The organism is Lelliottia sp. SL45 (genome assembly GCF_026672535.1).
Taxonomy (GTDB): Bacteria; Pseudomonadota; Gammaproteobacteria; order Enterobacterales; family Enterobacteriaceae; genus Enterobacter; species Enterobacter nimipressuralis.
In genome coordinates, this window is the sequence record NZ_JAPPRH010000012.1 from 44,846 (window position 1) to 59,003 (window position 14,158).

At 46.2% G+C, this 14,158-nt stretch carries 16 protein-coding genes; 9 read left to right on the forward strand and 7 right to left on the reverse strand.

What is annotated here, in order from left to right; genetic code table 11:
* Positions 1–75: 75 nt before the first annotated feature.
* From OVA10_RS24135 to OVA10_RS24150, 4 genes are all read right to left on the reverse strand, one after another.
* A complete protein-coding gene (locus OVA10_RS24135) occupies positions 76–582 on the reverse strand; it encodes a YrhA family protein (protein ID WP_268197078.1) in 507 nt (168 codons plus the stop codon).
* 9 nt (positions 583–591) lie between these two features.
* Positions 592–1,653, reverse strand: coding sequence for an HNH endonuclease signature motif containing protein (locus OVA10_RS24140; RefSeq protein ID WP_268197079.1), 1,062 nt, complete (start codon positions 1,651–1,653; stop codon positions 592–594).
* Positions 1,654–1,776: 123 nt separating this feature from the next.
* On the reverse strand, positions 1,777–2,334 hold the full coding sequence (locus OVA10_RS24145) for an HAD domain-containing protein (RefSeq protein ID WP_268197080.1): 558 nt from the start codon (positions 2,332–2,334) through the stop codon (positions 1,777–1,779).
* 82 nt (positions 2,335–2,416) lie between these two features.
* Positions 2,417–2,956, reverse strand: a complete 540-nt coding sequence (locus tag OVA10_RS24150) for a lytic transglycosylase domain-containing protein (protein ID WP_000494968.1) — start codon at positions 2,954–2,956, stop codon at positions 2,417–2,419.
* Between the two features lie 147 nt (positions 2,957–3,103).
* Here OVA10_RS24150 and OVA10_RS24155 point away from each other — a divergent pair, with 147 nt between their 5' ends.
* The 3 genes from OVA10_RS24155 to OVA10_RS24165 all read left to right on the forward strand — a co-directional run bounded on the left by OVA10_RS24155 (position 3,104) and on the right by OVA10_RS24165 (position 4,726).
* On the forward strand, positions 3,104–3,853 hold the full coding sequence (locus OVA10_RS24155) for a thioredoxin fold domain-containing protein (RefSeq protein WP_047744981.1): 750 nt from the start codon (positions 3,104–3,106) through the stop codon (positions 3,851–3,853).
* A gap of 24 nt (positions 3,854–3,877) precedes the next feature.
* Complete coding sequence (locus OVA10_RS24160) at positions 3,878–4,270, forward strand: hypothetical protein (protein ID WP_268197081.1); 393 nt, start codon at positions 3,878–3,880, stop codon at positions 4,268–4,270.
* 195 nt (positions 4,271–4,465) lie between these two features.
* The gene (locus OVA10_RS24165; RefSeq protein ID WP_268197082.1) at positions 4,466–4,726 is read left to right on the forward strand and encodes a hypothetical protein; all 261 of its coding nucleotides are present in this window, start codon (positions 4,466–4,468) and stop codon (positions 4,724–4,726) included.
* A gap of 59 nt (positions 4,727–4,785) precedes the next feature.
* On the opposite strand, the gene OVA10_RS24170 is transcribed toward OVA10_RS24165, so the two are convergent.
* A complete protein-coding gene (locus OVA10_RS24170; protein WP_268197083.1) occupies positions 4,786–5,397 on the reverse strand; it encodes a hypothetical protein in 612 nt (203 codons plus the stop codon).
* 106 nt (positions 5,398–5,503) lie between these two features.
* Between OVA10_RS24170 and OVA10_RS24175 the strand changes: the two genes are divergently transcribed.
* Complete coding sequence (locus OVA10_RS24175) at positions 5,504–6,313, forward strand: DsbA family protein (protein WP_000031378.1); 810 nt, start codon at positions 5,504–5,506, stop codon at positions 6,311–6,313.
* Positions 6,314–6,358: 45 nt separating this feature from the next.
* Here the strand turns inward: OVA10_RS24175 and umuC are convergent, their stop codons facing one another.
* Positions 6,359–7,612, reverse strand: coding sequence for a translesion error-prone DNA polymerase V subunit UmuC (gene umuC / locus OVA10_RS24180; protein WP_250318990.1), 1,254 nt, complete (start codon positions 7,610–7,612; stop codon positions 6,359–6,361).
* Positions 7,602–8,036: a translesion error-prone DNA polymerase V autoproteolytic subunit gene (umuD, locus tag OVA10_RS24185; RefSeq protein ID WP_000111290.1), complete on the reverse strand. Its 435-nt coding sequence runs from the start codon at positions 8,034–8,036 to the stop codon at positions 7,602–7,604. Before umuD ends, umuC begins: the two co-directional genes overlap by 11 nt.
* A gap of 193 nt (positions 8,037–8,229) precedes the next feature.
* On the opposite strand from umuD, the gene OVA10_RS24190 reads away from it, so the two are divergent.
* The 5 genes from OVA10_RS24190 (at position 8,230) to OVA10_RS24210 (ending at position 14,078) form a co-directional block, all read left to right on the forward strand.
* Positions 8,230–8,847: a hypothetical protein gene (locus tag OVA10_RS24190; RefSeq protein ID WP_268197084.1), complete on the forward strand. Its 618-nt coding sequence runs from the start codon at positions 8,230–8,232 to the stop codon at positions 8,845–8,847.
* A gap of 150 nt (positions 8,848–8,997) precedes the next feature.
* Positions 8,998–9,183 carry a hypothetical protein gene (locus tag OVA10_RS24195; protein WP_268197085.1) on the forward strand — a complete coding sequence of 62 codons (186 nt, stop codon included), beginning with the start codon at positions 8,998–9,000 and terminating at the stop codon, positions 9,181–9,183.
* A 424-nt stretch (positions 9,184–9,607) separates the two neighbouring features.
* Positions 9,608–12,943 carry a hypothetical protein gene (locus OVA10_RS24200; RefSeq protein WP_268197086.1) on the forward strand — a complete coding sequence of 1,112 codons (3,336 nt, stop codon included), beginning with the start codon at positions 9,608–9,610 and terminating at the stop codon, positions 12,941–12,943.
* 205 nt (positions 12,944–13,148) lie between these two features.
* Positions 13,149–13,526, forward strand: a complete 378-nt coding sequence (locus OVA10_RS24205) for a hypothetical protein (RefSeq protein ID WP_268197087.1) — start codon at positions 13,149–13,151, stop codon at positions 13,524–13,526.
* A gap of 36 nt (positions 13,527–13,562) precedes the next feature.
* The gene (locus OVA10_RS24210) at positions 13,563–14,078 is read left to right on the forward strand and encodes a hypothetical protein (RefSeq protein WP_268197088.1); all 516 of its coding nucleotides are present in this window, start codon (positions 13,563–13,565) and stop codon (positions 14,076–14,078) included.
* Positions 14,079–14,158: the final 80 nt, after the last annotated feature.

Below are 14,158 nucleotides of genomic sequence, written 5' to 3' on the forward strand. Positions count from 1 at the left end.
TTACTGCTAAACAATAAAGGCCGCAAAGTATGTGTTTGCGGCCTTTTTTTCAGAAGTACCGCTCTTGCGGAACATTCAACTGACAGTTTGAATCAGTGAAGACAAAAATCTATCAAACTCTGTATGAGATTCAATAACATAATCAGTAGATGCTTTGTCTCTTATCTGAAAGCAGTCGTCTGCAAAACTATAAGCGAAAAGTGACATGCCATCTTCTCCGATTAACACCTTATCAGTGAGATTTGGGTCAACGTAGATTTCATTGTCTCGTGCTTCAAAGTTGCGTATGTAAATATTTGACCACAATAGATTTTCGTTCTCTGTCTGAACAAGGTTATAAAACGTAAGTCCGTTGTACTCAAAACCATCCATAGCATTAAACACTTGGGCATAATCAAGCCTGGTTTTAATGAGTTTCTGTATATCTATATAGGCGCTCTTTTTGTGATCTGCCCACTCCACTGGAGGCGGATTGCAGATTAAGTCTTTCAAGACTTCCGGGGCTACCGGGCTGGCTAAAGGGTAGTCATCTGCAACCATCAAACTCTTTAGGCTGCTGAGTAGTTGAGTTAAATCTTTCATGAGCGCCTCTTACTTTCCTACCGGGTAGATAACACCGTTCGGCGATGGCCATAAAACTTTGGTGCTTGAATTATACGGTAGATCCTTCGTAATGATGGATTGTGCTTTCGACAGTGCTGAATGGTATGGTGAATTCTGAATAAGTACCAGGTTGTCTATAGCGTTTGTGCCACCATCATCAAGAGGGATCTTGTGGTGAACCTGCCACCCAGAGGGGACCTTGCCTGTTGCAAGTTTCATCAAATCGTTAGGTTCAAACGTAGCCAGGGCATCTGGGTGGTCTGAAAGTGATTTAAGAAAGTTAGGGCGTACAGTATTGTTGAATTGTCCACGGAGAGCTAAATATTCAGCTCTGTCTCGGCGTATGTAGTTCAATTCGCTAACATTCATATCATCGAGCAAAACATGTGCTTTCTTGTACTTGCCGAGATAACTTTTCAATTCATCCGCAGACCTTGGATTTCGGATAACCAGAAGTGAAGCCGCTGCAACCAGCATACCTGAAGTTGTTTCGTTCAATACCTGGTCATAGCCTTCAACAGCTTCGCCGCCAAGTTGTTCAGCCGTATGTCGAAATCCCTCCACATTTCCATTATAAAGCCCGCCAGCTGCGAGAAGACGACCAGCCGCTTTGGAATTAATGGTTTTTGTTGATTGGGCGTGCTGTGCTGGTGTCGTTGATCGAACATAGTACCCCGGGCGTTTCAATTGACGAGAGATGATATCGCGCAGACGGGTAAAGAGGTACAGGGGCAGGTCATTGCGTAGGTTGCCATTTGATATTACCCCCGGCCCGGTATTGCCGGTTATGTCTTTTCTAAGCAGAACGATCTTACCGTATCTGATGTCGTCAAGCGTATCGCGGTAAGCGAGCCAGGGGCATTGATGGTGGAACTGGTGATACCGGCTGACAAACTGTTTATATCCCTGCGGTAAATTCCATTCCTGAATAATCCGGTTTGGCAGGGCGGTATCTTCGAGGTCATGTACCGCCGTGGCCGGATGTATGATGTGGGGAATATCCTCAAGGTATATGTCATCCAGTGACTTAGCCTGACAGTGATGCAGCATAATGTCCCTTTCTTGTCGAATTCATATGAGACATTATTGCGCATGGTATAAAACAATCAATCCTAAAGTGGATGGGCGTACGAGTTCAGCAGTGACAGGGTAAAAGGAAAGTTACTTTGTTCATCAGCGTCCCATGAGCTGATGGTACCTTGCGTTAAGAGCTGCAAGGTCAGATTCGGTGAGGCCCGTGTAATAATCGGTTTTGTGCAAATGCGGATAACCAGCCGGAAATAATGATTCGTCGTCATCAAGGCAGATAAATGCTTTAACTCGATGTGAAAAGACAAAGTCCTCACACTCGGCAGCCCGCACACCAGTCTGTCCGTGTTTTAAATATACCGAACCGGTTGCACCTATGATTTTGTCTCTATAAGGCATCCGGAAAAGAGATTTCAGATAACTTGTATTAGCGCACTCACGCCATGAGCTGGAGATAACAATCACCATGGCAGGGCAGTTATCCAGCAATTTCTCTAACAGTGGCATTCGCTCAAAGGTTTCATTTTTACACCTGTGGCAAACCCCATCGAAATCTAAAAAAAGCACGACATGCGAATCAGGGAGAGGGGCCCATAAACCAGCTGTTGTTTCTTTATGAACACATACTTCTTCATGATGAGGTTTTTTCTGGATCAAGAAAGAAGAGAGAATCTTAAATAAATTTCTTGCAGAAAAAGACAATATATTACTCCTGAGTCAGTGCGAAATAGTTGTGGTGGTTTACCCAAGCCACTCGATGATCTTCTGTAATATCGGGTTGAATTTATTTAACAACAGGAGTCGGGTTTTGCTCCGGGACATTTTTTGCTATATGGCCATTGTATCGAGGAGGTTGCTGGGTCCATTGATAAAGCTCACCCATCCCGTTACGCTGCTGGATCCGGCGATTGTACTTTACCATGAAGTTAAATATGTACTTTGCACGTACCTTTGGGGTTTTGCTGTTGTAATCTGCAATCCCTTCAAACACATTGCCCTTGCGATCAACAATTTTTCTATAGAGCCACCATGTTCCAACCCAGAAACTTGCGCAAGCATCGTAAGCCAGAACCCGCCACGTTACCGTCGGGAAATGCTTTTTTATTTCAGGCAGATTGGATGAGTTGATCTGCATTGGGCCAATATCATAAGTGCCGTTTGTATTCCTGCTGAAAGTACCAACCTTACCGCCTTCATTGTCAAACAACGTAAAAACCAGTTCAGCATCAATTCCGAAGTAGCGGGCGGCATCCGTAATGCACTGAGTGTAAATCTCATCAGGAACGGGAATAGGTTTCACATCATCTGCTGGTGGTGTAAACACAACGATTTCTCCACTGAATCTACGTTTTATCTATTCTCCCATATATCTATCGACTTTCTTTCGGCTTTACCCGTTGATTTAAGCGTTTAAGCAAAATTATGGAATTTTGGGGCGTGATAATATTAGTGCTCGATTTAAGGAGCAGAAATGAAAAAAATTATTAAGGCATCGGTATTACTTCTTTCATTAAGTACCGCCTTCACGATGAATGCCGAGCCGGTTAATACAATGATACTGCCAGATGCAGCCCGGGATAAGCTCAAAGCCATTGGGCTTTCAATCGAGCACGTCGAACCCTCGCCAGTAAAAGATATTTTTACGGTGATTTCCAGGGAGGGGGTAAGTTACGTGAGCAAAGACGGAGATTACATTTTTACCGGGAGCTTATTCCACGTGAAAGGTAAAGATGTGGTAAACACCACTGAGCAGGCCATTTTAATGGGCGTCCGGGAATTCGCATCCAAAACTAAATCCATCGACTACAAATCACCAAACGAAAAATACCGGCTTGCTATCTTTACCGATATAACCTGTGGATACTGCCAAAAACTGCATCATGATCTGAAGTCTTATCTTGATGCCGGTATTTCGATTAAGTTTCTTGCATTCCCACGTGCAGGACTGAACTCGGTAGTAGCCGGGAACATGGCCAAAATCTGGTGTTCAGCAAAGCCAAACGAAGCTCTGGATGCAGCGATGAATCCGGTTTCAACTATCCCGGAAGGACGTCCTGATGAGGCTTGCTTAAACATTATCAAATCGCATTTCCAGGTGGCCTCAACAATCCCGCTGCAAGGTACTCCTACCATGGTGACACTAAGCGGCAAACCGCAGTTATTTACGGGGTGGCTGAGCCCGGAAAACCTGGTGACCCAAATGGGCGCTGCGCAAAAGTAACTTTTCCGACTGTAAGAGGTGTGTATGAAATCTACTTTACTGAGTACGTTAATGCTGGTTGCTGTAGGTGTACAGCCCGTTTTCGCTGCACAATGTCAGTACGGAGCCTGTGGAACGGAAAACGATCCCGGAATCGAATTTCTGATGTCATCGGTACAAATGGATCAAGGTGAACAACTAAAGGAACTCTCTGGTGTTGCGACCACAGGTGACACCATCTCTAAAAAGATGGAAAGCTACCTGGGAAATAAAAAGCTCAAGGTAAACACCGACAGTACCCGCAAGGGGCCGGGTAATACCACCATCAGGCCTACAGATGAGCTCGCCCCAACGAGGCAACTAAAAGTTATCCGGCCCGAACTGGTAAAAAATCCCGATTCGCAGCTCGTGATAGCTTTCAATGAGCGCCTGGCCTGATTTATTGACTGAGAGCGTCCAGAAGGAAAAAAGATGTCGATACTCAGTAACTTCGTCATCAGAGCAACGGGGATACCTGACAAAAAGTATCTCCGGGATCCCGTAATAAAACGTTGTTATGAACGTCTGAGTCGTAGGGTGCCTGCTCTAATGACGGGGTGGCTTCTGTGCATTCTGGGTTCAGGGTATGTCAGTATGGCACTGGAACAGCCTGATAGCACTGTGTTACTCAGTCTGCTGCTGTTGTATGTTATGTCAGGCATTTTACTGATGCAGTTCCAGTATATGTATTCAGAGCGAAGCATAGGCTACAGGTTCTACCTGGAAGTGCTTATGAATGCAGCTACCAGTACTCAACATAAAGAACAGTTACAGTATCTATTCATTAATAAGCCCAATTCCATCACGATGGGCGATCTTTACCGACTTTATGATTTTAATGGGGGAGGGCGATAGCCACGTTAATGTGCGTGTCCAAAAGTCACTTTTGAACATTCTCTTCCCGCCGTCTGCTTTCAGTTCCAGGGGATCACTGCAACATAATTTCCGGAACGCAGCGGCGCATCAAATTTATCAGTAAAGGCGTCGATCATTGCTGAATAAGCAATGCTGTCTGACGGCACAGGTGCATTGCTTTGCATACTTACTTTCAGAACCTGCTTTGCTCCTTTCGCTGACGGGTATACCTCGACATCCAGCTGTCGCATATAGTGCATCTGCGACATCGTCTCAGTGCCTATTACCCCATCGACTGGCTTGTAGTCGTAGTCAGTATGCGATTCGCCATGCTTGTCAGTTCTCGTTGTCTTTTTATCTACAACGTAGCCTGTCACCCCAGTAAGAAGCTGCTCGCTATACTGCATGTTCTCCTGTGAGCTGCTGATTCGGAACCTGAGCACATAATCTGGCTGGTGAGTGGAAATAATGACTCCTTTTTTTGCTATTCCATCAGCAAAACGGCTTGAAAACATTCTGGACTGAATACCTTCGTCCGGAGGGACTATCTGAAACTTTTTATTTGTAACAGGACGAGGCATTAGATCGTACGCATCTACCTGGTTTGCGAAATGATATCCGCAACCACTCAAAAGCATTGCTGTTGTGAGTATAAAGCCCTGCCTAATCATCCTTTAATCTCCAAAAAGCATTGTTTCACGAATAATTCCGATTTACCGGGCCAGTATAATCCATCGCAGGTTAATAACTAACAGGCTGAAAAGCATAAAGGTAGCTATGTCTAAAGAATTTTATTTAAAACCGATGGCCACGATTTTAATTTCTGCGGTGATTGCTACCGCTGCCTCGGCGTTAATCACGGCAACTTATTTTAAACCGAAGGTGCTCAGTGAGGAAGAAATTGGCAAAATTGCCGCTACTTACCTGGTAAAAAATCCCCATTATTTAGTGGAAGCAGGTAAGGCGCTGGAAAATCAGAACGTGAGTGCCTCAGTGGAACGAATAATTCCATATGCGCCAGCTCTGCTGGATACCAAGGAGACGCCAAACATCGGCCCGGATGACGCCGACGTCGCGGTAATCGAGTTCTTCGACTATCAGTGTATTTACTGCATGCGGGTTACACCTGTTGTTGAATCGGTAATGAATCAGAGCAAAGATGTAAAATTCTTCTTTAAAGAATTCCCGATTTTTGCCGGTTCAAAACCTGTATCTGCCATGGGGGCCGCTACGGGTCTGCACGTCTATCAGAATTTCGGTGCTGAAGCCTATCGTAAGTACCACAACAACCTGATGGCTGTGGCTCATACCTTCATGACCTCTCAACGCAAATTCGAACTCACTGACTTTAATACTGTGGTGGAAAAGTCAGGGTTTAACAGCACGTTTTCTGACAGGGAAAAAAACCGGTATGAAAACGTGATCTCCGGCAACATGCAGCTGGGCGAAGCGCTCGGGATCACCGGCACACCCGGTTTCATCATTATGAATATGAAAAAGCCGAATGCGGCGACTACCACATTTATCCCCGGGGCTATGGACGCAGCAACTTTGCAGGGCGCAATCGAAAAAGCTCGCGGGGCCTAAAGTTACTTTCACTTTTGATGAGTACGGCCATGCCGGTCATGGCCGCTACGCTTTTACAACGAGTAATTCATCCCAGCGGGTCGTATATCTCGGTGATAGCATGGCCTGCTTCATACGAAAATCCTGTTGAATGCCTTCCCCCAGCAAAAACAGAGCTCCGCGCTTTTCTTTATTGAACCGGTCCATAACTTTCATCAGGGCCTGACTGCCAGGCCTGGCCGGGCGCTCATCAAACAGGCTGAGTTGCTCTGTACCGTCAGTCATAGCGGAGAGCATTACCCCTGCTTTCGCATACGCTATCCCGGGTCTGTAAATGCGTTTCAGGATGGTCATGGCTGCATCAACCAGATCGCGGGTGTCCTGTGTAGCGGTAAGCGGCTCGATACCACAATTGCTGTAGCGGTTTTCACCTTGCGCATAATTGCTGCTCTGAATGAAGACTGTGATTTGACGGGTCCACGAGCCATCCTTGCGCAGCTGCTCTGCCGCCCGGGCGGTAAAAAATGAAACTGCCTCATGTAGCTTGCCTATCTCATTAAGGCGCTGACCAAAACTTCTGGAAACGATAATCTGTTGCCTGACTGGAGGGGACTCGTGCAGCCGGAAACATGGTTCGCCATGCAGTTCCCGCCAGGTTCGCTCGATTTCAACGCCAAAGCTTTTACGTAAAAAGCGAACGTCGCTATTATAAAAATCACCGGCAGTGATGATCCCGAAAGCCGACAGGCGTTCACTGATCTTTCGACCAATACCCCATATTTCTCTGGTACTGATAAGGCTCAGGAGCTTCCTGATCCTGGCCTGATCAGTCAAAACTACAACCCCGCCTGTAGCTGCCCATCGTTTGCTCGCATAGGTGCATAATTTAGCCAGGGTTTTGGTGCTTGAACAACCCACACCACAGGTAAGGGACAGATTATGAAGAAGTGTACTTCTGATCAACCGGCCGTAATCTTCATAATCTATTATCTTGTTCATGTTTTTCAATAACATGAAATTTTCATCTATGCTATATCGACTCGATTGAGGCGCGAAGCTTTCCAGCGTTTCATGGAAGCGATTTGAGTAGTCTTCATACAAAGTAAAGTTAGAGCTCCGGACTTCGATCCGGTGTTGCTGAATCAAATCCCTGCACTTAAAAATTGGGGTCCCACGCTTAATACCAACGCTTTTAGCCAGTTTATTCATTGCAATGACGGACGAATCGTTATTGCTGGCTATGATGAGCGGCTTTTTGGACAGCTTGGGATCCATCGCACACTCAAATGCCGCATAGGCTCCGTTAATATCAACGTGCATGTACATGGCTGAACTGATTCAGTGCAAAGGTGACGACGCCCCATATCTCAAGGGATTCGGGATTTACACGTATCGGCTTATAGGCTGGATTAGAAGGCATCAAAAGCAGCTCAGGATACGTGTGTAAGATCTTTACCGTAAACTCTCCATCCACCAGCGCAACGACGATAGAGCCGTGTCGTGCTGTTAAAGACCGATCCACAACCAGTATTGCTCCATCATTGATACCGGCATTGATCATACTGAGGCCCGCCGCCCTGACAAAGAAGGTTGAGGGGCGGTTGCGGACTACATATTCATGCAAATTTAATTCATTATCTTCATGCCCGGCGCACGGACTCATCACTCCACAGCTTAGTAAATCACTGAAAAAAGGTGCCATTTCGTAAGGCTTGTTGCTAATGTGCTCAAGGATAACAGACATAGCTACACTCGAATTCTTGTACTGTATGTATAAACAGTATTGCGAGTTGAAGAGAAAAGATCAAATCTCTCCGGTAACGCTATCAAGCCTGACGAAAAATTAAGCTTTATCATAAACACCAAAAACCATCTTTTACCGATAATGGCGAGCTGGCCTACGAAGAAGGTATACAAGCTAGGATGAAAGGATTCTGATGCCCCTCCCACCAAATTTTTTATCTCCTGAAGACCAGGCTGAGTACGATGCTTATATGTCAAGATTCAGCGAGATAAATCACTATTATGATTATCGCACTGTCCCCGTGATTGACTGGTTCTTTAAACAAGCAACCGAGGCGTTGCATCACGAACTATGGATACCGGCCTGTACGAGCTTCCTGAACGGGATTGAAACATCACTCATGGTTACGTTGAAGTCGCTGATGCTGAAACCAACAGTTAACGATCAGCATCCAGCTCCTGAGCTGGTGGACTTGGAGGGTATCTCCGTAATGAGTAATGCCTTACTGAGAAAGGCCAAGCAGGAAGGGGTTCCGGTAGAATTACTTTCATTTCCAGCCGAGCAGGATATGTTGGTTAAGGTAGCAGCCGGGAGAACACCTGAAGCAGAAATTGTCAGGCTGAGAAACAACCTATGCCATGGCAACATTCTGGAGTTTATCATGTCTGTTGATATCGGTACTTCAGGACCCATACGTATTTTTACGCCTGAATGCTGTCGTGAACTGGCGCATGAACTTTCGTCCATTTCCAGGACTTGGGTGGTAGGTTTGCACAAGTACTGGGTCGACAACAATCTGATTTCCCCCTGAAGCTCCTTGAACCTTGCTTTCAGAAGCCAGGTGTATGAAACCCTATTTGGATAATATTTAAAGCCAAAATATGGGGATCTCGTATTCGGTGACAGGCATGGTATAAATGATGTGTCTGAGCAACCATCATTGATAATCATGGAGTGAGTCATGAAATTAAAATACCTTCTGTTATGTGCAACTCTGTCTGTCGCCTTTACCTCCTCTGCGGTCCTTGCATCTGAAAACGGGAAAAAACCGATCCCGGGCAAATCAGATGTGATGGTTGCCGATATTTGTTTAAAACCTGAAATCCAAAGTGAAACCGATTATAAAAAAAAACGAAAGAACTGGTAAGGGCTGAGTTTGAAGAAAACTTGCCTGTTGGATCTAAAATCAAAGAAAAAGACTTGAATGCCGTAATTGAAGCCTTTGCTACTCGTAAAAGGGACACGCCGGAGCGAGCGGACCATTGCCAAGAAAACGTACGTGAAAGATACTGGGAAATGAACCCGGTGAAAGATAAATAAAGCTCATTCACTTTGTATAATATAGAGGCTTCAATTCTGAAGCCTTTTTTATTTTCAGATTATCTTGATTCTGACAATAATGAAATAAAATTGAGCATTATCGCTTAACACTGGATAAGAAAAAGAGCCATCTTTCTATATTGGACAGGTTTGAATTTAAGGAATTTTGAATTCACAGTTTTCTGCGTTATTAGACGGCAAGGGCAATCTGGTATGATTCACCTAACACACGAATCTGGAAGGAAAGGTATATGGGTGACCTGGTCAGCAAAAATAACATTGACCGTTTAGAGCGATTTCATTCTTTGCTGGCGGGTCAGTACTGGACGTCCACTGACAGCATCCCTGAAGAGGGTATTGTGGCAGGGGATACACTGCTCATTACGTCTTTGCGTTACGTTGAAGATAAGCTGCACACAGTAATCCTACGCGCTCATCCCCGCGTTTACGGTCAGACTGTTGCTATTGTCACTGAAGACAGCAGCGGCAACCGTAGGGAACGTGGCAAAGAAATGCGAGAGCATCGCTTCCTGGTTAAGGATTTTCTGTCCAGTTTTGTATTTGAACCCGACCATAAGGTAATCCGGGATGCAGAACTCAGACAAGCTCAGGAGGAAGTGAATAGCCTACAGGCATCGCTTACAGCCCTCGTGAGCGATGCTCAGGGGCTCCGTGACCTTGCGATTGAGCAATTAGGTACAGATGACCGTGAAAACCCTGTGACGGGCCTTAGCGTTGCGTTAGTGCCCCCTCAAGAGCAGCAGGCGGTAACCTCCCTGGCAATTGGGTCAGTTCAGAATGCTCTGTCCTCTGGTATTTCAGATACCCGCATTGAACAAATCAGAGAAGCGGCCTTAAAAGAAGGGCAGATCAGCACAGCCATCAGCAAAATCATCACACAACGAACGCAGGCAATCGCTAATGCCAGCAAAAGAATGCTGCCCTATTTCGAGGAAGTTGCAGCGGCAAGTCTGGCCACTACAGAAGAAGCCATGGAATATGTGAAGAAAATCCACGATGGCGTTGGCAGTCTGGAACTGTATACCGGCAAAGACGTTGAGGTAGTGAATATCGTGAAGGGTGAATCCGCTCCATCACACCTCCCGCTCCAGGTCGTTCAGGCAAAGCTGATGGTGGATGAAGAGCTGGCCGTATGGTGCGATCTCGATAGCTGGTTCGACTTCTCTGATATGGAAAAATTTCATGAAACTTTACGAACCAGCCCCGGGCTGGTGGAGCAGATTTTTCCGTCCGAACGTTCCATCGTATGTATGGCCACAACACGACGTTATATCGATTACCGCGATCCCTGGGAAAATCATGTCCGCAATGACAGGAACCGGGTTGTATTCCTTCTGATCCGGGACGGTCAAAATATTCATCAGGTTTACTCTTCGGTTGAAAGCCATCTTGGGGCTTCGCAGCTATTCCCTTCCGCCAGCGAACAGGAAGCACATTTCCAGGGGATTGATGGCAGCACCATAAAGTTTGAGGACGTCAGTTATACCGACCGACTGAAGCAACATGATCTTATGGCCCTTCACTACCGTCGTTTCCTGATCCTTATCTGCGGCCTCGATCACCGGCTCAAACTATTTGGTGATTTCTATGATACCAATACCCCTTACAGTTTTCTGAACCTTGAGTTCCAGGAACGGTACTTCCAGTTTCTGCACGACAAAGACGGTTCTGGCCTTTTGGGTATGGCTGAGACACGGCCGTCCCTGCAAAGTTATCTTGAACAGGCAAACTCATGCCTTCAGTCCGGATCCCGGGTAATGTGCAACTGGGATTCGCTGATGAACCCAACGACTGCACCTGGTGCTCTTCAGGAAGACAGTAACTACTCCGGATACAAATGGCTTGGGCGGACATATAAAAACTACGAACCAGTTATTGCGTTCCGACAGGGTGAGGATGTATGTGTCAACGTAACCGTCAAACGATACTCAACGGATCGAGACTTCAATTGTAAGGTGAATTTATCTCTGTTTCGGCAGTCCACCCGGAATGATGCTGAGCTGGGTTTCCTGTGCATGGATACCATTAAAGCGGAGGAGCTCGAATGGTACATTCAAAGACGTAAATTCAGGTCTAATCACCTGTTTTACATTCGCTTCTTCAAGATGGCTTTAAATTATATTCGTGCCGAGCGTGAGGCAGAAGAACCGTACCGGCAGATGCTGAGCCAGGCTCTGGCCGATGGAAATATTGGCCAGCCTAATCTGAGATCAGAGTTGATAGATCGATGCATTGTAGCTTGGCGAGCTGATAACAGGGGGGCGACGCTGGAAGCTGCTATGAGTACAGAGAAGGGCTTCAAAGAGCTCCTGAACCAGCTCTATATGCTCGCTGATGTGGGGCTCAAACATCTTCCCGGGGTTCGTAATTTTATCAGCAGCAAAGGCTATGAGCTGGTCAGGTTATCGGTAAATGCTTCAGGGAAACTTGTTGCATATGCCGCACCAGCAAATTTTGAATGCGACAACCGGATGGAAGGGCATGCCTGGGTTCATCGAATGGTACTTGCTACATCCCGAAATGGCTTAAACGTCACTCATCAACGTTTTGCGAAAATGAAACACTTCTTACCAGCTGAAAACACCCTGTTCGAAGATGAACAGCTGGTGGCCACATGGTCGGGCAAAAAGACTGCTTTCAAAAGCTTCGAAGAGAAGCAGCGTTATTTTGATACATGCTCCCGTGGCGCTCAGGCTCTTAAGCAGTTTTTAAAGCTGAACGATCCGGTGATTTACACCAATCTGCTTGGCCAGTGGATTGAGGCCTATGAAAGTATCAATGAAACCAGTGAGTACGTACAGCAAGTAAACCTAATGGCTCCTGTTGCGGTCAAGAGCGAAAAAGGTAAAGCCAGCCTCATCTATATTGGCACTAAAGACCTGGCCGACTGGTTTTATCAGAAAGCGCCGACACCCGAGTTGCAGGCGCTGTTCCTTGAGGAATACCTCTCAAAATTTGAAAATAAAGAGGTCAATAAAGAAAAGCTACTTTCACGCAGAAATACCGCTCCGTCTCTCAGTTTTTACACCATGGACAACGGGGAAGTACCAGATGAAATCCTCGTCACCAAATCAGTTGATAATGCCAGACGGTGGTATTCAGGAATGTTCACAAGCATGCCAACGATGTTAAATGACCAGTGGTCCTGCCATGTTGCGCATTTTTCCCGTAACGGAAAACTCTATTTGACGCCTGATCTGGTCACTGATGAAGGGGAACCTGGCTTTGATGAAATACTCGGGTATCCGCGCCCGGAGGGGCTGGTACCGGTAACCGTGTGTGAGTTTGAAATTGACCACTTTAACCGACGTGGCACTGATGCGAATGGTGATAAGGTGAATATTACACAGTGGGTCGATATTTATCAGGGTGAGCGTGAGGTTACGGAACTGCTGGGGCCTATTTCTGAAGAAGGGGTGAACATCAAAACCTACAGGATGGACTCTCTTGAGCAGGCGATGAATAACATCTCCCGGGGCTCGACGCGCCTCAGACCGTCAACGGAGAATAGCGAGTGGCAACAACCATCTGAGGGTGTGATCCGCTATGTACTTCGTGCATGGTAAAACGCGGGGTAAGGGACAATAATCCGCACGACCCACTGAAATTTTACAGGCTTAAAGTTACTCATTGGTAAAACTGCTACGTCTGTGTAGAACCCTGGCCCGGAAGTTGAATCCGGTCTTGTTAGCAAGCCAGATATTGAAAGTTAAAAAGGACGACCACTTTAACAGGGTGGTCAGAAGTACAACACTGAATAGGCATGACTCGATGAACAGCGAACCCAATAAGCAATGCTGCAACCGTGCTGATGAAGACAAAAAAGAAAGTCAGTCTTGCAATAAAGACGATGAACTGGCGCAACTCCTGGCGAATCTTGAAATAACTGATAGTGCTCTGTACCTGAGTAACGAACGTATAGAGGAAATTGCGTCTACAGACTCTGATGCGGAGAAACGCCAGCTTGCCGGTCGCCTACTGAATTTGCAGCGATACAGAGACAACACCTCTGTTCTTCACGCCCTCAGTTTTAAACATCAGCCAGGTTGTTATCCTCTCAATCCGCTTGATGACTGTCTACTGAACAAGCTCAGTGATTTTCAGGGTCGTTCAATTTCTCTGGATGGTGGGGATGATAATGCATCGTGATGACGTTCATTCCCACATCAGAAAGGTGAAGTATAAATGATAGAAGCACGCTATCAAGGTAAGCCTATTAACAGTATTCCTGAAGAAGCGTTTGCTGAAGGGTTATCGCGATCCGGTTTAAGCCCTGTTCTGCTACTGGCATCCCCGACCACAGTACCCATTACTACGGATGAGCGCTGGTGGCTCGCAAAGGAAAACGTGTCAGGACATTACGGCAGGATTTTTTATGCTGCGGTGCGGGAGCTGGTCATAAGGTCGGAAATCCTGTCAGCAGTGGGAGGTATTTCGGATGAGAACTTCACGTCCGAACACATGGGTTACTTCGAGCGACTTACATCTGATGAAAAAGAAGTCGTGTTTAGCGATTATTTGCGCACTCTCGCTGAATGCGGTCTTACCTGCACTGCGAATAATCTTGTCAAACTGACGCAGGATTTATACCCGATTGATGCAACTCCTGACAACATTAGAAAGCTATCCACGGACAGGGATGCACTGAACGAACTACACATCGATGGTATGGTACTTTTTATTACCGGCCCTGCGCTTTGATTATGGAGATAATACATGCGGTGTTATCACTGTTAAGGGTTAAGGGTTAAGGGTTAAGGGTTAAGGGTTAAGGGTTAAGG